Raw genomic sequence first — 18,974 nt, 5'->3', positions numbered from 1 at the left:
CGCCGGGCCATTTTTCATGTGTCATTCGTGATTCGTCGTGCCTCGGGCCCGCAGATCAAGCAATCTGACGGCGTTCTCCTTCAGAACGAGCGGCTTTACTTCGGGCTTGATGTCGAGCGTATCGAAGTCTTCGAGCCAGCGGTCCGGGCGGATCAGTGGGAAGTCGGATGCGAACAGCACCTTGTTGCGCAACAGCGTGTTCGCATATTTGACCAGCTCGGGCGAAAAGTACTTCGGCGACCAGCCCGACAGATCGATATACACGTTCGGCTTGTGCAGCGCGATCGACAGCGCCTGCTCCTGCCATGGCCAGGAGGGATGCGCGATCACGATCTTCATGTCGGGGAAGTCGGCGGCGACATCGTCGAGGTAGATCGGCTCCGAATACTTGAGGCGCAAACCGCCGCCGCCGCGCATGCCCGAGCCCATGCCCGAGTGTCCACTGTGAAAAACCGCCGGCAGCTGGTACTCGGCAATCACTTCGTAGAGCGGGTATGCCATGCGGTCGTTGGCGAAAAAACCCTGCATCGTGGGGTGAAACTTGAAACCGCGCACGCCGTGCTCCTCGATGAGCCGCCGCGCTTCGCGCGCGCCGAACTTGCCTTTGTGCGGATCGATGCTGGCGAACGCGATCATGATGTCGCGGTTGTTCTGCGCGAACTCCGCGACCTCTTCGTTCGAAATGCGACGGCGCCCGATGTTCGCTTCGCAGTCGACGGTAAACATCACGAAGCCGATATTGCGCTCCCGATAGTGCTCGATCGTTTCGGGAATGGTCGGGCGGCGCCCCTGTTTGAGCACGGTGCCGAAGTATTTGTCGGCGGCTTCGTCGAATTCTTTTGCAAACAGGTCCGGTGGTTGGCAGCACGACACCTCGGCATGCACGTGGGTGTCGATGGCCTTCAGTTGATCAATGTTCAATGGTGTCTCCTATGTGTAATCAAAGCTGATGCGTCAGGCTGCGCGAAGATTGCGCACGCACGTCGACAGCAGGTTTTTCAGCATCTGTGAATCGTGTTCATCGATTTCGCCGAGCATCGATTGCTCGACCCTGTCAGCGGCACCGTCGCACTGAGACAGCAATGTTTCGCCGGCCTTCGTCAGCGACAGCAGCCCGACGCGACGGTTGAGCGGACCGGCCACGCGCGTCACCCATCCATTCGCTTCCATCGATTTGACGACCGCGCTGGCCGCTTGCGGCGTGATCAACGAGCGCTGCGCGAGCTGTGCGTTCGACGAACGTGCGCGAGCCCGCAGCACCGACAGCGCGGTGTATTGCGGCAACGTCAGACCATGCGAGGCAAGTGCTTCGGAAAGCTGCCGCGTGAGAATCTTGTCGAGCTGCCCGGCCAGGTAGCTGAGACGCACCGGAGCGGCAGCGTGCCTTCGATCGCGCAGGTTGCGCAGGTTGCGCCGCGCCGTGGCGCGCGGTGTCGATTCAGACCCTGACGGCTTTCTCGTGATCGTCGGCATAGGCGGTTAGGGGTTTGTACCAAGACTTCGATATTATACTTTACTTATCAGGTCACCTGATATTAAATTGAGTTCAGGCCGCGAGGGCGGCATTGATACGGAGAAGCAGATGAGTTACGAAGGACGCTGGAAAACGGTCAAGGTCGCGGTCGAAGGCGGAATCGCCTGGGTCACGTTCAATCGTCCGGATAAGCGCAACGCGATGAGCCCGACGCTGAACAAGGAAATGATCGACGTTCTCGAGACGCTCGAACTCGACGCCGAAGCCCAGGTTCTCGTGTTGACCGGCGCAGGCAGTGCATGGACGGCCGGCATGGACCTGAAGGAATATTTCCGCGAAGTGGACGCGGGCCCGGACGTGCTGCAGGAGCGGATTCGCCGCGACGCGAGCCGCTGGCAATGGCAATTGCTGCGCATGTACTCGAAGCCGACGATCGCCATGGTCAACGGCTGGTGCTTCGGCGGCGGCTTCTCTCCGCTCGTCGCCTGCGATCTCGCGATCGCCGCGGACGAAGCCGTGTTCGGCCTGTCCGAAATCAACTGGGGTATTCCGCCGGGCAACCTCGTGAGCAAGGCGATGGCCGATACCGTCGGTCATCGTGAAGCGCTGTACTACATCATGACGGGCGACACCTTCACGGGTCCGCAAGCCGCGAAGATGGGTCTGGTGAACAAAAGCGTGCCGCTTGCGCAACTGCGCGACGAAACGATCGCTCTCGCGGCGAAGCTGCTGAACAAGAACCCGGTCGTGCTGCGCAACGCGAAGCATGGCTTCAAGCGTTCGCGCGAACTCACGTGGGAGCAGAACGAAGACTACCTGTACGCGAAGCTCGACCAGGCGAACTATCGCGATCCGGAAGGCGGCCGCGAACAGGGCCTCAAGCAGTTCCTCGACGACAAGAGCATCAAGCCGGGCTTGCAGACCTACAAGCGCTAAGCGGCGCACTTCAGCAGGACGACCGAGGAGACGAACACATGCATCAAACGAACCTGTTGATTGGCGGCGCGAAACGTGCCGCGTCGAACGGCAAGACCTTCGAGCGCATCAATCCCGCGACGGGGGCGGTTGCCACCCGCGCCGCGGCGGCCACCGTCGAGGATGCCGATGCGGCCGTCGCCGCGGCGGCGCGCGCGTTCCCGGCATGGGCAGCGCTCACGCCTACCGAGCGACGCAGACGCCTGCTCGCCGCCGCCGAGCGCATGGACGCGCGCACGGCCGAGTTCATCGAGATCGGCGCGGCCGAAACGGGTGCGATGGCGAACTGGTACGGCTTTAACGTCATGCTCGCGGCCAACATGCTGCGCGAAGCCGCGGCGATGACGACGCAGATCGACGGCGCGGTGATTCCGTCCGACGTGCCGGGCAGCCTCGCAATGGCCGTGCGCCAGCCGTGCGGCGTCGTGCTTGGCATGGCGCCGTGGAACGCGCCCGTGATCCTCGCGACGCGCGCGCTCGCCATGCCGCTCGCGTGCGGCAACACGGTCGTGCTGAAGGCATCGGAAGGTTGTCCCGGCGTGCATGCGCTGATCGGCGAAGCGCTGAACGACGCGGGTCTCGGCGAAGGCGTCGTCAACGTGCTCACGCATGCGCCGGAAGACGCGCCCGCGATCGTCGAGCGTCTGGTCGCGAATCCTGCCGTGAAGCGTGTGAATTTCACCGGTTCGACGCGTGTCGGCCGCATCGTCGCCGAGCTGTCCGCGCGCCATCTGAAACCCGCGTTGCTCGAACTGGGCGGCAAGGCGCCGGTGCTCGTGCTCGACGACGCGGACCTCGACGCTGCCGTCGAGGGCATCGCGTTCGGCGCGTTCTTCAATCAAGGGCAGATCTGCATGTCGACGGAACGCGTGATCGTCGATCGCAAGGTTGCCGATGCGTTCGTCGAAAAGCTCGTCGCGAAAGCGCGCACGCTGAAGGCAGGCGATCCGACACAGCCGGGCTCGATCCTCGGCACGCTCGAGAGCGAAGCCGCTGCGCGGCGCATTCGCGCGCTGGTCGAAGACGCTCGCGAAAAGGGTGCGAAGTTGCCGCTCGGTTGCGAGGTGAAAGGCGCGATCATGCAGCCGGTGATCGTCGAGAACGTGACGCGCGAGATGAAGCTTTATGCCGATGAATCGTTCGGCCCCGTGGTGACGGTGCAGCGCGTGGACGGCGACGAAGAGGCGCTGACGGTCGCCAACGATAGCGAGTACGGCTTATCGGCCGCCGTGTTCAGCCGCGATATCGCGCGCGCGATGAACGTCGCGAAACGCATCGAGTCGGGCATCTGCCACATCAACGGCCCGACCGTGCACGACGAGGCGCAGATGCCGTTCGGCGGCGTGAAGGCGAGTGGTTATGGGCGCTTCGGCAGCAAGGCGTCGATTCCCGAGTTCACCGAGTTGCGCTGGATCACGGTGCAGACGAGTCCGCGTCATTATCCGATCTAGGCGTCGGCTCCCGGCCGCAACGATTGCGGCCACCCCATCCTTGCATGAAATGGCACAACTAGGAGACAGGTTTTGGAATCGGAGCACAGCCACGCAAGCTCTCTGGCGACCGGATACCGGAGCGTCGCCATCGGAGCGCCTTCAGCGCGGATCGAGAAACGCGGCGACTGCTGGTACCTCGAGACACTTGAACCTCTGGGTCCGTTTCCGGAGCGCTTTACGGACCGCCTGCTGAGCGGCGCACGCGCGCATCCCGACCGGCTGCTCGTCGCACGACGCGATGCCGGTGGCGAGTGGCAGGGCATCACGTATGCGCAGATGCTCGAGCGCGCGCGTGCGATCGGGCAGGCGCTGCTCGATCGCGATCTCAGCGCGGAACGCCCGTTGGTGATCCTGTCGGGCAACAGCGTCGAACATATGCAACTCGCGCTCGGCGCGATGTGGGCGGGTATCGCTTATGCACCCGTTTCGCCGGCCTATTCGTTGATGTCGGGCGATTATGGAAAGCTGCGCCATGTCCTCGAACTGCTCAAACCGGGTCTGGTCTACGCGGACGATATCGGCGCATACACAGCGGCGCTCGATGCCGCGCTGGGAAGCGACGTCGAACGTGTCAGCGCGGTGCCCGCGCCAAACGCGTCGAGAGTGACGCGCTTCGACGCATTGCTCGACACGGCCCCGCGCGACGTCGACGCTGCCAACGCGCGCGTGAACGGCGACACGATCGCGAAGTTCCTGTTCACGTCCGGCTCGACGAACCTGCCGAAAGCCGTGCCGACGACGCATCGCATGCTGGGCGCAAACCAGCAGATGCTGCTCGAAACCTTTCCGCAGTTCGGCATCGAGCCGCCGGTCCTCGTCGACTGGCTGCCGTGGAATCACACGTTCGGCGGCAGCCACAACGTCGGCATCGTGCTGTACAACGGCGGCACGCTCTATATCGACGACGGCAAACCCGTGGCCGGCAAATTCGACGAGACGCTGCGCAATCTGCGTGAAGTCGCGCCGACCATCTACTTCAACGTGCCGAAGGGTTGGGAAGAACTGACCATCGCGCTGGAAAAGGATGCGGCGCTGCGCGAGCGGTTTTTCTCGCGCGTGAAGATGTATTTCTTCGCGGGCGCCGGTCTGTCGCAGGCGGCGTGGGAGCGTCTCGAGCGCGTAACGCTCGAACATTGCGGAGAACGCATCCGCATCATGGCCGGGCTCGGCATGACCGAGACCGCGCCGTCGTGTCTGTTCACGACGGGACCGGTATCGTGCGCCGGCTATATCGGCTTGCCGCCGCCCGGGTGCCAGGCCAAGCTCGCGCCCGTCGATGGCAAATTCGAAGCGCGCTTTCGCGGCCCTCACGTGATGGGCGGTTACTGGCGAGCATCGCCGGCGCTTCAGAGCAGCGTGTTCGACGATGAAGGCTACTACCGCACAGGAGATGCCGTGCGTTTCGTCGATCCGCAACGTCCCGAACTGGGCCTGATGTTCGATGGCCGCATTGCGGAGGACTTCAAGCTTGCGTCGGGAACCTTCGTCAGCGTCGGGCCGATGCGCGCGCGCATCATCAGCGAAGGGGCGCCCTACGTTCAGGATGCCGTCATCACGGGGATGAATCGCGACGAAGTGGGCGCGATGATTTTTCCGCGCCTTGACGCGTGTCGCTCGTTGGCGGGTTCGCCCGCGGCTGCGAGCGCCGAGGACGTGCTCAACACGGCCGCCGTGCGCGACTTCTTCAGCGAGCTCGTCGCGCGGCTGAATCGGAGTGCGACGGGCAGTGCCTCGTTCATTGCCCGCATGCACCTGCTGAGCGTGCCGCCGTCGCTCGACCTCGGCGAGATCACCGACAAAGGCTCGATCAATCAGCGCGCCGTGCTCCAGCACCGGGCCGCGCTCGTGGAAGCAATGCACGAAGCCGATGCCGCTGACGCGACCGTGATCCATGCGCGCAGAGGCAGCTAGTCCAGGGACAGGAACAAATGACGTTGACTTATCAGGCGCCGCTACGCGACATGCGCTTCGTGATGGACGAGTGGCTCGACGCCGCTTCGTGGTGGCGCGACGTGCCCGACTGGCAAGACCTCGACTCGCAGACCGCGCAGCAGGTGCTCGAGGAAGCGGCGCGTTTCGTCGAGGAGCGCATCGCGCCGCTCAACGCGAGCGCCGATCTCGAAGGATGTCGTTTCGACGCGGGCAAGGTGACGACGCCCGCGGGCTTTCGCGAGTCCTACGCGGAATTCGTCGAAGCGGGTTGGCCGACATTATCGCTCGACACCGGGCACGGCGGACAGGGCCTGCCGCAGCTTCTCGACGTCGCACTTCAGGAAATGCTCGCGGGCGCCAACCATGCATGGTTGATGTCGCCCGGGCTCACGCACGGCGCGACGGCATGCTTGCAGACGTATGGCAGCGAACGCGTGAAAAAGGCATTGCTGCCGAAAGTCGCGAGTGGTGAGTGGCTGACGACAATGTGTCTGACCGAGCCCCAGGCCGGCAGCGATGTCGGCCTGATCCGTTCGCGCGCGACTGAAGCACCGGGCACCGACGGGTATTTCATCGACGGCAGCAAGATCTTTATCAGCGGCGGCGCGCACGATCTGACGGAGAACATCGTTCATCTGGTGCTCGCTCGAGTGCCCGATGCGCCGCCCGGCACGAAAGGGTTGTCGCTGTTCGTCGTGCCGGAATGGCTGGAAGACGGCGACGGTGGGCGTTCGTACAATGGTGTCTATTGCGAAGGCATCGAAAAGAAAATGGGCCTGAAAGGCAGCCCGACCTGCACGATGCGCTTCGAACGCGCATTCGGTTGGCTCGTCGGTGAAGCGCATCGCGGTCTCGCGTGCCTGTTCGTGATGATGAACGCGGCGCGGCTGCAGGTTGCGATGCAGGGCCTCGGGCATGCGCACACCGCGTGGCAACGCGCGCACGCTTACGCGCAGGAACGCGCGCAGATGCGTGCAGTGAGCGTGCCGCCCGGTGCGAACGTCGCACCGGGGAAGGCTGCGCCGATTGCGTTTCATCCGGCCATGCGGCGGATTCTGATGGAGCTGCGCGCGATCGTCGAAGGCGAGCGCGCGATCGGTTACTGGACCGCGCATTGGCTCGACATCGCCGCACGTCATGCCGACGCCGCCGAACGGGAACAGGCGGCGCAGCTCGCATCGCTGTTGACTCCGATTGCAAAGGCGTTTTTTACGGCCAACGGTTTTGGCGCTGCATCGAACGCGCTGCAGGTGTTCGGCGGCTACGGCTACATCCACGAGTACGGCATTGAACAGACGTTGCGCGATAGTCGCGTGTCGATGTTGTACGAAGGCACCAACGAAATTCAGGCGATCGATCTGCTGATTCGGAAGGTGCTGCCCGATGGGGCGGTGGCGTTCGATGTGCTGCTTCGCCAGGTGCGCGCGGAAGCGCGGCTGTGCCAGGAGTCCGATCCGCCGGTTCGTGCCGCCGGCGTGAAGCTCGCAGAGCTCGCACAGACAGTGGAGAGCACGACACGGTCGATCAAGGCACGCCACGCGCAAGACCCGGAGACGGCATACCGGGTCGCGGACGACTATCTCGCGATGCTTGGCTGGATGCTGCTGGCGTTCGCATGGGCGCGCACGCTGCGAATTGCGACGCCGCAATGCGAGGCGGAAACGTTCTATGTGGAGAAGCGGGAGACGGGCCGCTTCTTCTTCGACTACCCGCTCGCGGCCTTCGCTTATCGCCGCAGCCTCGTTGAAGCCGGGTGCGAGGCAACGCTGCCGTACGTTTGAAAGTCGGCTTGAGCAACAACTGCCTGATCAATACCGCTCGGCCACGTATTTAAACGGATAGTCTGGTTCCTTGTATCCGTCGGGCTTTTGCCGTTTCGGCAGCGAGACTTTCTTGCGGGCAGGCTGCTTGTACGGAATCCTCTGAAGCATGTCGCTGATGATGTTCAGTCGCGCGCGCCGCTTGTCGTTTGAATTCGCTATGAACCACGAAGCATAGTCGGTGTCCGACGCCGCGAGCATCTCATCGCGGGCACGCGAGTAGTCATACCATCGGCTATAGGATTTCAGGTCCATCTCGGTCAGTTTCCAGGTCTTGCGGCCGTCGTGGATGCGTGCCTCGAGACGTCGGGTCTGTTCCTCGGGGCTGACCTCGAGCCAGTACTTGAGGAGGATGACCCCGGATTCGACGATCGCCCGCTCGACGAGCGGCACGGCCTTGAAGAACGTCTGCACGTCCGCCTCGGAGCAGAAACCCATCACGCGCTCGACGCCCGCGCGGTTGTACCAGCTGCGGTCGAAAATGACGACCTCGCCCGCGGCCGGCAAGTGCGGCACGTAGCGCTGCACATACATCTGGCTTTTTTCACGTTCGCTAGGCGCGGGCAATGCAACGACGCGGAAGACGCGCGGACTGACGCGCTCGGTCATCGCCTTGATCGTGCCGCCTTTGCCCGCGCCGTCCCGTCCCTCGAAGACGATACAGACCTTGCTTCCCGTTTGCACGACCCATTCCTGCAGCTTGACGAGCTCCACATGCAGATCGAAAAGCGCCTTGCGATATTCCTTGTACGACAGCGCCCTGTCTTGCTCGGGCTGCTCGTTTTCCGACTTCGTTTTGGCCATTATCTTCTCCCCAGCGCGGACTGTTCCAGCGTACTACGCAATGATCCATTCCCACGGTAGAGCGCGACGCGAAGCAGGGCCATACGACCTTGGTCCAATATCGCCGGTACAGGGCGCGCAGTATGATGCGGGCGTCTGCTCGCGCCTGCCCGATCCGACTGTCCTCGTCGCGCCTCATCCGTATGCCGGCAAAGGGCGGGCTCGGTTCACGTCATCGCCACGGGAGGCTTCATGGACGCCACGGGTCACACGGAGCAGGAAAACGTCGGCGATAGGGAGCCGGTTCTCGATGTCGTCGATCGAGTGTGCGAGTCATGTTTCGGCCTCTTCATGGCGCTGACGTTCGTCGGCACCGTCTCGGCCGTCGGCGCGGGTGCCGACGCGGGGCACAAGATGTTCTACACCGCGCTCGGCTGCAATCTCGCATGGGGCCTCGCGGACGCGGTGATGTTCCTCGTGCGTACGCTGGTGGCTCGCGGCAGGCGTGTGACGCTTGCGCATTCCGTGCGAGGCCAGCCGAATGCGGCCGCGGGCGTTCGGACGCTTCGCGACGCAATGGCCGCGTGGCTCAGACCGTTGATCGGCGATACGGAGCTCGAGTCCATCCGCAGGCGTGTTGCGGCGCGGCCGGATCTGCCGCAGCGAGCAGTATTCGTGCGCGACGATTTCACCGCCGCCGCGGCTATCTTTGTGCTCGTAGTAGCCGCAACATTCCCGGTCGCGTTGCCCTTCGTGCTGTTCGCGAACGTTCCGACGGCGCTGATCGTCTCCCGTGTCTTGACTATCGCGATGTTATTCGGCAGCGGCATGGCGCTGGGGCATTACGCGGGATTTCGCGGCTGGCAGGCCGGCCTTGCGATGGCGGCGGTCGGCGTCCTGCTCACCGTGGCGATCATCGCGCTCGGCGGATGATCGAGGTCGGCCCCGCCAATCAGCTTCGCTGGCTTCGCGTTTCATTCATCATCGACACCGCGCTTCCTGTAAGACCAAGGTCCGATTCCGCAGCGGTTTCAGCGTGACATCATGTATCTGCAAGCGTTGTAGTCGTCGCATCCGAATACCGAAGAAAATCGACGCGCGGCGATGGCATTGATGGTTCCTTGGGCGGCTATGCCGCTTCACGGCGGAGAAAAAAGATCGAGGCTTCCAGCCATCAGGACTGGCGACTCGGATCGTAACCAGAACGGAGTCGATAGTGAACAGACGGAACTTTGTGCACACGCTCGCGCTTACATCCATGGCCGCGAGTCTGGCTTTGGCGGGTTGCACGACGACCGGAGGCAGTGGCCAGAGCGCCACTACCGACGCCGCCAAACGGCAGGAGATCGACGCGGCCGTGAACGGTGCGCTGTCGAAATTGTTCGATACGGTGCAAGGCTCGCACGAGCTCGTATCGAAGGCGCAGGGCGTGCTCGTGTTTCCTTCGGTGAGGAAGGCGGCGTTCATCGTCGGTGGCGAGTACGGTGAAGGGGCATTGCGCGTCGGGGGAGCGACGGTGGGCTATTACAGTACCACCGCGGCATCGTTCGGATTGCAGGCCGGCGCGCAGTCGACCGCCGTGTTCTTCCTGTTCATGACGAAAGATTCGCTCGAGAAGTTCCGCAACGCGAAGGGCTGGTCGGCGGGCGTCGATGCTTCGGTTTCACTGCTGAAAGTCGGCGCTACCGGCGCGATCGATACCACGTCGGCGACCGCCGAGGTCGTCGCGATGGTCTTAACCAATACGGGCTTGATGGCCGACCTGTCGCTGGCCGGCACCAAGGTTACGCGCATGAATCTGTAACAGGGCGCGGCAAGCTGCGGCATTCGATCGAATCGTCATGGCGCTGTCACACGGTGGCGCGTCTATCGCGTCTATCGCGTGTTGCGCGGTTTCGTTACAGCGAGGCCGCGCAACACGCTACGCGCGCCTTGGCACGGCGACGCGCAGCGGATAGTTTTTGGCGGACTCACCCCACTTAGCCTCCCTATCATCCCTCCCGTTGTTCCCACGAAATGCTGCGAGCCAGATGCGCTCGCGACTCGCAGCGACGCTGCCTGTAATCTGCACTGACCTTCCTGATTATTCAATACCGGTAGAAAAGACGAAGCCGAAACACGCGTTCTCGCCGCGGTGCTGCGTTTAGTCATCTGCCGGGCATAATTTTATTTTTTTGTGATCGATGAATGCAAATGATTCGCACTGGAATAGCGGGCGATAAAAGCGTTGACTTGCGTCAAGAAATATCGCCGGCAAATTAATTAAATTGGAGAATTAGCGTTGGCTATACCCGCTGACTCTGTGATTCGCGATGCATGAAAGCTTTACGGTTGGAAGTTTCCATCTGAAAGCGCTATCTCGCCGGGCTTCACGGGCTAGTGCAAATCCGTCACGGCGCAGGGGAACATTGCGGCTCTACGGCGACGTTGCCAGTTTGCTAACTTTCCTGTGCTTGCAAACGGACGGCACGGACACTGTCCCGCCCGGCAATAATTAACTGCCTAACAAACTCTGTCGCCATTTTCCCATTGATGGCGGACAACGCAGAACACTATTGAGTAGTTTCCCGAGTAAGCGGCATAAATTAAGGTAACTCTTCGGTAAGTGATTCTGGATAGCCTATACTGACTTCCAGCCACCAGGCGTGCGAAGTACCGATTGTGAAGTCAATTATGCGGTTCGAAGCCCAAAGATAAAGACGTCGCAGTTGTACGGAATCCGTTCGCACTGGACCCGGAGGTGCCAATGATTAATCTGATCGTGTACGGCAGACACCTGGCGATCGGGGTAGCGGGAATTCTCACGGCGCTGCACGCGCAACCGCGCCACATGGGTCAATGCGGCCCGTCACAGATCGACAATGCGCGCAACGACGGTCCTCCACTATCCGGGCACGACCGTTCCAGACAGTTTTCACCCAGGCATCACCGGTTTCAGCACGCTCGCAATATCCCCGGCGTGTCGAGCCGACAGAGTACCCGCGATACCCACGAGCCGCCGTACGCGTTGCCGGCATGGCGGCGCTGTGTCGCCGCTTGCGCGTCGTGGCTGCGAGGCGAAGGCGATAGCAGCACGCGGCGCATGCTCGACGCGAGAATGCCGCTGTGCGAGACGCTCGAAATGTTGCCGGTTCCGATCGTCACGGTCGACCAGCGGGACCAGATCATCTTCGCGAACGCGCGGGCGGCGCAACTGTTCGGCTACACGAGGGAAGAGCTGATCGGCGCGCCGACCGCCAAGCTGTTTCCGATCGACGGCATCAATGCCGATCGGTCGGGCCCAGGCAATCGTGGCGCGAAGATACAAATCCCCGGCGTCACGACCACGCAGATTCTGATCGCACGGCGGCGCGATGGCGGCGGCTTTCACGCGGAGGCGGAAACCACGCGATGCCGCGTGCACAATCAGGACTTGCGGATCACCGCGATATCGGATTGCAGTGCGTGCGGCGAAGTCGATGGAAATACGAGGGATCTCGCGCATCTGGCGCGCGTTTCTTCATTGGGCGAACTCGCCGGATCGCTCGCGCACGAGTTGAAGCAGCCGCTTACCGCGATCCTGTTCAACGCGCAAGCCGCACGCAAATTCATGGATGCGGAGACGACCAACGTAGTGGAGCTGCGCGAAGCGCTCGAAGACATCGTGGCCGACAATTGCCGCGCGAACGAGGTGCTGCAAAGGATTCGCGCATTGGTGCGCAAAGGCGATGTCGAGTTGCAGTTGCTGGACGTCGGCAACGTCGTGCGCGACATCGCGACGCTCGTGCACAGCGATGCGTTGACGCGCAGCGTGCGCACGAGCTTCGACATTCCGAACAATCTGGCGCTGATTTGCGGCGACAAGGTTCAGCTTCAGCAGGTGATCCTGAACCTGCTGCTCAACGCTTTCGACGCGGTCAAGGATTGCCCTGCCGCGGACCGCCTCGTCGAAACGACAGCGCGTGAGGAAGCGGACGGACTGATACGGATAACGGTAAAAGATCGCGGCCAGGGCCTCGACGTCGACAGCATGGAAAGGATTTTCCGGCCATTTTTCACCACTAAACCGCAGGGGCTAGGACTGGGTCTTTCGATCAGCCGCACGATCGTCACGGCGCACCGCGGCCGGCTGTGGGCGGAAAACAACGAGGGCAAAGGGGCATCGTTTCACGTCACGCTTCCGGTCGCGACCGATATCCGACAGAGACTCGTGCCCCGATCATCATGAACCAGACCAACACTCGCGTCTTCATCGTCGACGACGACGACAGCGTGCGCAGCGCGCTCGCCCGCTTGCTGCGCGCCTCCGGCTACCAGGTCGAATGCTTCGACAGTCCTGAGGCCTTTCTCGAACGAGCCGATCTGACGAGCATGCCAGCCTGCCTCGTTCTCGATCTGCAGATGCCGGGCATGACGGGACTCGAAGTGCAGCGCAAGCTCGATCGGCTGCTGCCGATCGTATTCCTGACCGGGCACGGCGACATCGGCTCGAGCGTCGACGCGATGAAAGGCGGAGCGGTCGACTTTCTGCCCAAGCCGGTGCGCGACTCGCTGTTGCTCGCCGCGGTGGATCGCGCGCTCGCGCGCGCGTGTGTGGAAAGCAGGCGGCGCCACGAACGCGAGGAAATAGAAGAGCGGATGCGGCATCTGACCCGCCGCGAACGCGAAGTCATGGAACTCGTCGTGACTGGCCGCCTGAACAAACAGGTTGCGAGCGATCTGGGCGCGGCCGAAAAAACGATCAAGATTCATCGGGCCCGCGTGATGGAGAAGATGAAGGCCCGATCGATCGTCGACCTCGTTCATCTGGTGCGAAAGGGCGGCGTTTGTACGGCCGACGAAGAATAATCGCCCGAACCAGGCGCCGACTCCCGCGTTGCGCCGCCACTTTCAGCGGCGCTGGCCGACACCGCTAGTGGACCAAAGTCTTATATCTCATCGGGGTTTCAACCAGTACGCTAAGGCATCAGTGGTCCACTTTCCGGAGCGACTGCGCGTTCGCGCTGTCATATGGTCAACCCTAACCAATTCGTTGCGGTGGTCGACGATGACGAGTCGGTCTGCCGAGCCATCAAGCGTTTGCTGCATTCCGAAGGTATCAGGGCGGAGACGTTTTGCAGCGGTGACGAGTTCTTGAATGCGCTTGTGGCAATTCCGTCGTATCGGCCTGCCTGCGTGATTCTGGATGTCCAGATGCCGGGAACCAACGGCCTGGAAGTCCAGCGTCAGCTCGCGCAAATGGGCGTGCCGGTCATCGTGATTACCGCCTATGACGATCTCTCCGTCCGCCAGAGCGCGCTCGCGGCCGGCGCGGCCGCGTATCTGCGCAAGCCTTTCACCAGCGCGATTCTGTTCAAGGCGGTCGAGGTGGCCATCGGCGGTCCGCCGACACCCTGAACGCGCGTCTTCGCGCCGGATGATATGAGACCAAGGTCCGATTGTCGCCGTTTCTTCGGACCACCAAACTGAACTCAGTCAACGCGTCGAACCGAACACCGGCTGCGCCGCACCGAATTCGAAACCGGACAGGTTGCGGCGCGTGCGTGCCTTTGCGCGTGCGATGCGCCGCGCGGAGTGCGGCAGCGTTCAAGGATAAAAGCGGGAGCGCACGTAATGAAGTCAATTTCGGTTTGTCTCGCGATTCTTCTCGGTACCGCTGCGATGCAGGTGGGCGCGGCGGACTTCGACGGCAGCAAGCGGCTGATCTGCGCGACGATCGACGCGCACGCCTGCGATCCCGGTATCGCCTGCACGCGCGCGTTGCCCGCGGATCTCGGTCTGCCAAAATTCCTGACTCTCGATTTCGACAAACGCGCGGTCGTCGGTCCCGCGCGCACGACGCCGATGCTGTCGGTCACCAAGGAGGCGGATCAGCTCCTGATCCTCGGCAATGAGTTGGGCTTTGGCTGGACGCTGGTCGTCGATTCGACGGACGGCGAGATGACGCTGACGATCGCGAACAGAAACGATGCCTTCGTGCTGTTCGGCAACTGCACGCCTTTGTGATCAGGCGGAGTGCGCGATGAAAACCGTACCCGTGTCCCTGGTCTCGCCGCGGCCGGATTCTCGCGGCGCTCTGCCATTGCTCGCCGTCGTCGCGGCGCTGACGCTGCTCACGTTGCTCGCGTCGTGCAAGAAGGCACCACCGCCGCCGGTCGTCGCCGCGCCGGAAGTGACCGTGATGACGGTGACGCAACAGGACACGCCGGTCGACTTCGAATTTACCGCGCAAACGCAGAGTTCGCGTGAAGTCGAGATCCGCTCGCGGGTGGACGGCTTCCTCGACAAGCGCATGTACACCGAAGGCGCGTTGGTCAAGACGGGACAAACGATGTTCCAGATGGACCGCAAGCCGTTCGAGGCCGCGCTGCGGACCGCGAAAGGGCAACTGGCCCAGCAGCAGGCGCGCCTCGAAGTCGCCAAGGCCAATCTCGCGCGCGTGGTGCCGTTGGCGGCGCAGAACGCGTTGAGCAAGAAGGATCTCGACGACGCGGTCGGCAACGAGAAGCAGAGCGCCGCCGCGGTGATCGCCGCCCAGGGCGAAGTCGACACCGCACTGCTGAACCTCGGCTACACGACGATCAAGTCTCCGCTGAACGGCCTGTCGAGCTTCGCGCGTCTGCAGGATGGCAGCTACGTGACGGCGACCTCGAACGGTTTGCTGACCTACGTGTACCAGCTCGATCCGATGTGGGTGAACTTCAGCATCTCCGAGAACGAGATGCTGAAGTACCGGGATGACATCGCGGCAGGACGTCTGCGATTTCCCGCGCACGACGATTTCTCCGTGCATCTGATTCTCGCCGATGGCTCGCCCTATGCCGAGCAAGGCCAGATCAACTTCGCGAACCCGGCGTTCAATACCGAAACGGGAACCTTCCTCGTGCGCGCGACCTTCGAAAACCCGAAGGGCATCTTGCGCCCCGGCCAGTTCGTGCGGGCCCGCGTTTCCGGCGCGATCCGGCCCAATGCGACGCTCGTGCCGCAGCGCGCGGTGTTGCAGGGCGCGAAGAGCAACTTCGTGTGGGTCGTCGATAGCGACTCGAAGGCGCATCAGCGCGTCGTCGAAGTCGGCGACTGGCAGGGCGATAACTGGTTTGTTTCCGACGGACTCAAGGCGGGCGAGCGCATCGTCGTGGACGGCGCGCAGCGCGTTACCGCGGATTCGCAGCTGAAAATCATCAAAACCCTGGCGGCCGGCGGGAAAAGCCAGGCGGCGGTGGCGACCGCTGCATCGCAAGGCGCCGCGGCAGCGCCCGCCGCCGAGTGACGGGGCAGTCGCCATGAACATTTCGCGCTACTGCATCGATCGGCCGATTTTCGCGTCAGTCATTTCGATCGTCATCACGCTCGGCGGCGCATTGGCGATGTTCTCGCTGCCGGTCGCGCAATACCCCGACATCACGCCGCCGCAGATCACGGTGTCCGCCACCTATCCGGGCGCCAGCGCCGAGGTCGTCGCGAACAATGTCGCCGCACCGATCGAGCAGCAGGTCAATGGCGCGGACAACATGATCTACATGAACTCGTCGAGTTCGTCGACCGGCAGTATGACGCTCAACGTGTACTTCCAGATCGGCACGAACCCCGAACTGGCCCAGGTCGACGTGCAGAACCGCGTGAATCTCGCGCTGCCGCAACTGCCGCAATCGGTCCAGGCGCAGGGCATTCAGGTACAGAAAAAGTCACAGGCGTTCATGATGGTGATCGCGATCTATTCGCCCACCAACCGCTACGATTCGACGTATATCGCGAACTTTACGAACATCTACGTGCTTGACGCGATCAAGCGGATTCCGGGCGCGAATCAGTCGAGTATTTTCGGCAATCCAGACTACGCGATGCGCATCTGGCTGAAGCCCGACCGAATGGCGCAGCTGGGCGTGACGGCCGCCGACGTGCAACGGGTCGTCGCGAACCAGAACCAGCAGTTCGCGGTGGGCAGTATCGGACAGTCGCCGACCAGCGGAGAGGTCCAGCAATCGTTCGCGGTCACGACCACGGGGCGCCTCGCCGAGCCTTCGCAGTTCGACAACATCATCGTGCGCGCCGCGAACGGCGGCGCGGCGATCGTGCGGCTCAAGGACATCGGCCGCGCCGAGCTCGGCCAGAAAGACTACTCGATTCGCAGCCGCTTCCAGGGCAAGCCGGCCACCGTGCTCGCCGTGTATCAGCAGCCGGGCGCCAACGCGCTCGACGTGGCGAAGCAGGTGCGCACGACACTCGCGGAACTGAAGAAGTCGTTTCCGGAAGGCATGACCTACGAAATCGCGATGGACACGACCGAGTTCACGCGAGCGTCGATCTCGGACGTGATCCATACGTTCTTCGAAGCGCTGGTGCTCGTCGTGATCGTCGTGTTCGTATTCCTGCAAAGCCTTCGCGCGACGCTGATTCCGATCATCGCGGTGCCGGTGTCGATCGTCGGCACCTGCATGTTCATGCTGCTGCTGGGCTTTTCGATCAACATGCTGACCTTGTTCGGCATGGTGCTCGCGATCGGTATCGTCGTCGACGATGCGATCGTCGTGATCGAGAACGTCGAGCGCAACATGACGGTGTACAAGCTGTCACCGAAAGACGCCTCGAAGAAGGCGATGGACGAAGTCGCCGGCCCGGTCGTGGCGATCGTGCTGGTGCTGTGCGCGGTGTTCGTGCCGGTCGCGTTTCTCGGCGGCATCACCGGCCAGATGTACAAGCAGTTCGCGATCACGATTGCGATTTCGGTGGTGCTGTCCGGCATCGTCGCACTGACCTTGTCACCGGCGCTCGCCGCGTTGCTGCTGAAAAGCACGCACCACGAGAAGAAGGGCTTTTTCCGCTGGTTCGACAATCAGTTCGCCCGCATGACGTCGGGCTATACACGCGCGGTCAAGCTCATCATCAAGCGCTTTGTCATGGGGCTCGTGTTCTTCGCGGCGATGATCGCGCTGGCGGTGCTGATGGTGCGCTCGATTCCGTCGGCGTTCCTGCCGCCTGAAGACCAGGGTTATCTGCTCGGCGCGGTCATCATGCCGGACGCGGCTAGCCTCGACCGCACCGGCCAGGTGTCGCAAGTCATCACTGACTATTTCATGAAACAGGAGGCGGTCGGCAGCATCACCACGGTCGATGGTTTCAGCCTGCTCGACAGCCAGAACAAGAACAATGCCGGCACCTTCTTCGTCGGTCTGAAGAGCTTCGACGAACGCTATACGCGCGCCAACCGCGCGACGCAGAACGCGCGCCAGGTGCTGCTCGACGCGTATCGCCACTTCGCGAACGTCCAGGAGGGCATTATTCTGCCGGTCAACCCACCGTCGATTCCGGGGCTCGGCACGACGGGCGGCACGGAGGTGTGGATTCAGAGCAAGGGCGACGCGACCATCACACAGCTTGCGGGCGTGACCGACCAGTTCGTGCAGAAAGCGCGGGCGCGCAAGGAGCTGACCGGCGTCACGATGACGTTCAATGCGGCGTCGCGGCAACTGCTGGTCAACGTGGATCGCGACAAGTCGGAGACGCTCGGCGTGCCGGTCGAAGACGTCTATAGCGCGATGCAGACGATGTTCGGCTCGCTGTACGTATCGCAGTTCAATCGTTCGAGCCGGCTGTGGCAGGTGATCCTGCAGGCGGAGCCGCGGTATCGCCTGAAGCCTACTGATCTCGATCAGATCTTCGTGCGCAGCACGAACGGCACGATGGTGCCGATCAAGTCGGTGGCAAGCTACCGCTTTACGACGGGCCCGGACCTCGTCACGCGATTCAATAATTTCCCGGCCATCAAGGTCACGGCGAACGCCGCGCCGGGCTACAGCTCCGGACAGGTGATCTCGACGCTGGAACAGATCGCCGCGCAGATGCCGGAAGGCTACGACGTGGCATGGAGCGGCGAAGCATTCGAGGAACGGCAGTCGGGCGGCACGTCCGGGCTCGTCTTCGTATTCGGTCTCGTGATGGTGTTCCTGATCCTCGCCGCGCAGTACGAGAAGTGGTCGCTGCCGTTCGGCGTGCTGATGGCGGTGCCGTTCGCGTTGTTCGGCGCGCTGCTCGCGATCATGCTGCGCGGCCTGTCCAACGACGTCTACTTCCAGATCGGTTTGACGATGCTGGTCGCGCTCGCCGCGAAGAACGCGATCCTGATCTTCGAATTCGCGGTGCTCAATCGCGAGACCGGCGCCTCGGTGTTCGACGCGACGATGACCGCGGCGGAAGAACGGCTGCGCCCGATCGTGATGACCTCGCTCGCGTTCATTCTCGGCTGCGTGCCGCTCGCGATCGCGACGGGCGCGTCGGCCAACAGCCGTCATTCGATCGGCACCGGTGTGATCGGCGGCATGTTGGGCGCGACGGCGATCGCCGTATTCTTCATCCCGATGTTCTATTACCTGCTCGAATCCATGTCGTCGCGCTCGAAGGGAGGCAAAAAGCCGACGCCGGGCGTGGAGCCCAGCGGCGGCGCAGGACGCGAACCCTCGGCGGTGCCGGGGCCCGGTGCGTCGAGCGAGGCGCCGTCCGCGCCGCAGGCAGGTGAATGAG

Annotated in this window: 15 protein-coding genes; 12 read left to right on the top strand and 3 right to left on the bottom strand. The window is 62.7% G+C overall.

The genetic code is table 11. The annotated features are described in order from the left end of the window. Window positions 1-21: 21 nt before the first annotated feature. Together OKW37_RS35140 and OKW37_RS35135 are read right to left on the bottom strand one after the other, a co-directional pair. Window positions 22-921: an amidohydrolase family protein gene (locus OKW37_RS35140; RefSeq protein WP_187630513.1), complete on the bottom strand. Its 900-nt coding sequence runs from the start codon at window positions 919-921 to the stop codon at window positions 22-24. Between the two features lie 33 nt (window positions 922-954). Continuing rightward, a complete protein-coding gene (locus OKW37_RS35135) occupies window positions 955-1,368 on the bottom strand; it encodes a MarR family winged helix-turn-helix transcriptional regulator (RefSeq protein ID WP_311734808.1) in 414 nt (137 codons plus the stop codon). Window positions 1,369-1,582: 214 nt separating this feature from the next. Here OKW37_RS35135 and OKW37_RS35130 point away from each other — a divergent pair, with 214 nt between their 5' ends. The 4 genes from OKW37_RS35130 (at window position 1,583) to OKW37_RS35115 (ending at window position 7,655) form a co-directional block, all read left to right on the top strand. After that, complete coding sequence (locus OKW37_RS35130) at window positions 1,583-2,410, top strand: p-hydroxycinnamoyl CoA hydratase/lyase (RefSeq protein ID WP_429403680.1); 828 nt, start codon at window positions 1,583-1,585, stop codon at window positions 2,408-2,410. 38 nt (window positions 2,411-2,448) lie between these two features. Further along, on the top strand, window positions 2,449-3,900 hold the full coding sequence (locus OKW37_RS35125) for an aldehyde dehydrogenase (protein ID WP_184052133.1): 1,452 nt from the start codon (window positions 2,449-2,451) through the stop codon (window positions 3,898-3,900). A gap of 72 nt (window positions 3,901-3,972) precedes the next feature. Continuing rightward, window positions 3,973-5,853 carry a feruloyl-CoA synthase gene (locus tag OKW37_RS35120; RefSeq protein WP_429403679.1) on the top strand — a complete coding sequence of 627 codons (1,881 nt, stop codon included), beginning with the start codon at window positions 3,973-3,975 and terminating at the stop codon, window positions 5,851-5,853. A gap of 17 nt (window positions 5,854-5,870) precedes the next feature. Continuing rightward, on the top strand, window positions 5,871-7,655 hold the full coding sequence (locus tag OKW37_RS35115; RefSeq protein WP_429403678.1) for an acyl-CoA dehydrogenase family protein: 1,785 nt from the start codon (window positions 5,871-5,873) through the stop codon (window positions 7,653-7,655). 27 nt (window positions 7,656-7,682) lie between these two features. Here the strand turns inward: OKW37_RS35115 and ppk2 are convergent, their stop codons facing one another. Continuing rightward, window positions 7,683-8,498 carry a polyphosphate kinase 2 gene (ppk2, locus tag OKW37_RS35110; protein ID WP_429403677.1) on the bottom strand — a complete coding sequence of 272 codons (816 nt, stop codon included), beginning with the start codon at window positions 8,496-8,498 and terminating at the stop codon, window positions 7,683-7,685. A gap of 231 nt (window positions 8,499-8,729) precedes the next feature. On the opposite strand from ppk2, the gene OKW37_RS35105 reads away from it, so the two are divergent. From OKW37_RS35105 to OKW37_RS35070, 8 genes are all read left to right on the top strand, one after another. Beyond that, window positions 8,730-9,410: a hypothetical protein gene (locus OKW37_RS35105; protein ID WP_187611523.1), complete on the top strand. Its 681-nt coding sequence runs from the start codon at window positions 8,730-8,732 to the stop codon at window positions 9,408-9,410. 283 nt (window positions 9,411-9,693) lie between these two features. Beyond that, entirely contained in the window at window positions 9,694-10,281 is a 588-nt protein-coding gene (locus OKW37_RS35100; protein WP_409259456.1) for a BPSL1445 family SYLF domain-containing lipoprotein, read from the top strand. Between the two features lie 942 nt (window positions 10,282-11,223). Further along, window positions 11,224-12,684 carry a PAS domain-containing sensor histidine kinase gene (locus OKW37_RS35095; protein ID WP_429403676.1) on the top strand — a complete coding sequence of 487 codons (1,461 nt, stop codon included), beginning with the start codon at window positions 11,224-11,226 and terminating at the stop codon, window positions 12,682-12,684. Continuing rightward, the gene (locus OKW37_RS35090; RefSeq protein WP_429403675.1) at window positions 12,681-13,304 is read left to right on the top strand and encodes a response regulator transcription factor; all 624 of its coding nucleotides are present in this window, start codon (window positions 12,681-12,683) and stop codon (window positions 13,302-13,304) included. The genes OKW37_RS35095 and OKW37_RS35090 overlap by 4 nt, the downstream gene beginning before the upstream one ends. A 162-nt stretch (window positions 13,305-13,466) precedes the next feature. Further along, window positions 13,467-13,853, top strand: a complete 387-nt coding sequence (locus tag OKW37_RS35085) for a response regulator transcription factor (RefSeq protein ID WP_184061877.1) — start codon at window positions 13,467-13,469, stop codon at window positions 13,851-13,853. Window positions 13,854-14,069: 216 nt separating this feature from the next. Further along, window positions 14,070-14,462, top strand: coding sequence for a hypothetical protein (locus OKW37_RS35080; protein ID WP_090808966.1), 393 nt, complete (start codon window positions 14,070-14,072; stop codon window positions 14,460-14,462). Window positions 14,463-14,478: 16 nt separating this feature from the next. Then, window positions 14,479-15,726 (top strand): efflux RND transporter periplasmic adaptor subunit, encoded by a 1,248-nt coding sequence (locus tag OKW37_RS35075; RefSeq protein ID WP_429403674.1) that lies wholly within the window; start codon window positions 14,479-14,481, stop codon window positions 15,724-15,726. Between the two features lie 13 nt (window positions 15,727-15,739). Beyond that, the gene (locus OKW37_RS35070) at window positions 15,740-18,973 is read left to right on the top strand and encodes an efflux RND transporter permease subunit (protein WP_429403673.1); all 3,234 of its coding nucleotides are present in this window, start codon (window positions 15,740-15,742) and stop codon (window positions 18,971-18,973) included. Window position 18,974: the final 1 nt, after the last annotated feature.

It is taken from the genome of Paraburkholderia sp. MM5482-R2 (assembly GCF_050436125.1).
GTDB lineage: Bacteria > Pseudomonadota > Gammaproteobacteria > Burkholderiales > Burkholderiaceae > Paraburkholderia > Paraburkholderia tuberum.
The sequence above is the reverse complement of the archived record's forward strand: the minus strand, read 5'-3'. Positions and strand labels throughout refer to the sequence as shown.

What these genes read in the sequence shown, in the direction of transcription:
- OKW37_RS35130 (WP_429403680.1), top strand. Translation starts at nt 1,583, where the DNA reads ATGAGTTACGAAGGACGCTGGAAAACGGTCAAGGTCGCGGTCGAAGGC.
- OKW37_RS35125 (WP_184052133.1), top strand. Translation starts at nt 2,449, where the DNA reads ATGCATCAAACGAACCTGTTGATTGGCGGCGCGAAACGTGCCGCGTCG.
- OKW37_RS35115 (WP_429403678.1), top strand. Translation starts at nt 5,871, where the DNA reads ATGACGTTGACTTATCAGGCGCCGCTACGCGACATGCGCTTCGTGATG.
- ppk2 (WP_429403677.1), bottom strand. Translation starts at nt 8,498, where the DNA reads ATGGCCAAAACGAAGTCGGAAAACGAGCAGCCCGAGCAAGACAGGGCG.
- OKW37_RS35105 (WP_187611523.1), top strand. Translation starts at nt 8,730, where the DNA reads ATGGACGCCACGGGTCACACGGAGCAGGAAAACGTCGGCGATAGGGAG.
- OKW37_RS35095 (WP_429403676.1), top strand. Translation starts at nt 11,224, where the DNA reads ATGATTAATCTGATCGTGTACGGCAGACACCTGGCGATCGGGGTAGCG.
- OKW37_RS35090 (WP_429403675.1), top strand. Translation starts at nt 12,681, where the DNA reads ATGAACCAGACCAACACTCGCGTCTTCATCGTCGACGACGACGACAGC.
- OKW37_RS35085 (WP_184061877.1), top strand. Translation starts at nt 13,467, where the DNA reads ATGGTCAACCCTAACCAATTCGTTGCGGTGGTCGACGATGACGAGTCG.
- OKW37_RS35080 (WP_090808966.1), top strand. Translation starts at nt 14,070, where the DNA reads ATGAAGTCAATTTCGGTTTGTCTCGCGATTCTTCTCGGTACCGCTGCG.
- OKW37_RS35075 (WP_429403674.1), top strand. Translation starts at nt 14,479, where the DNA reads ATGAAAACCGTACCCGTGTCCCTGGTCTCGCCGCGGCCGGATTCTCGC.
- OKW37_RS35070 (WP_429403673.1), top strand. Translation starts at nt 15,740, where the DNA reads ATGAACATTTCGCGCTACTGCATCGATCGGCCGATTTTCGCGTCAGTC.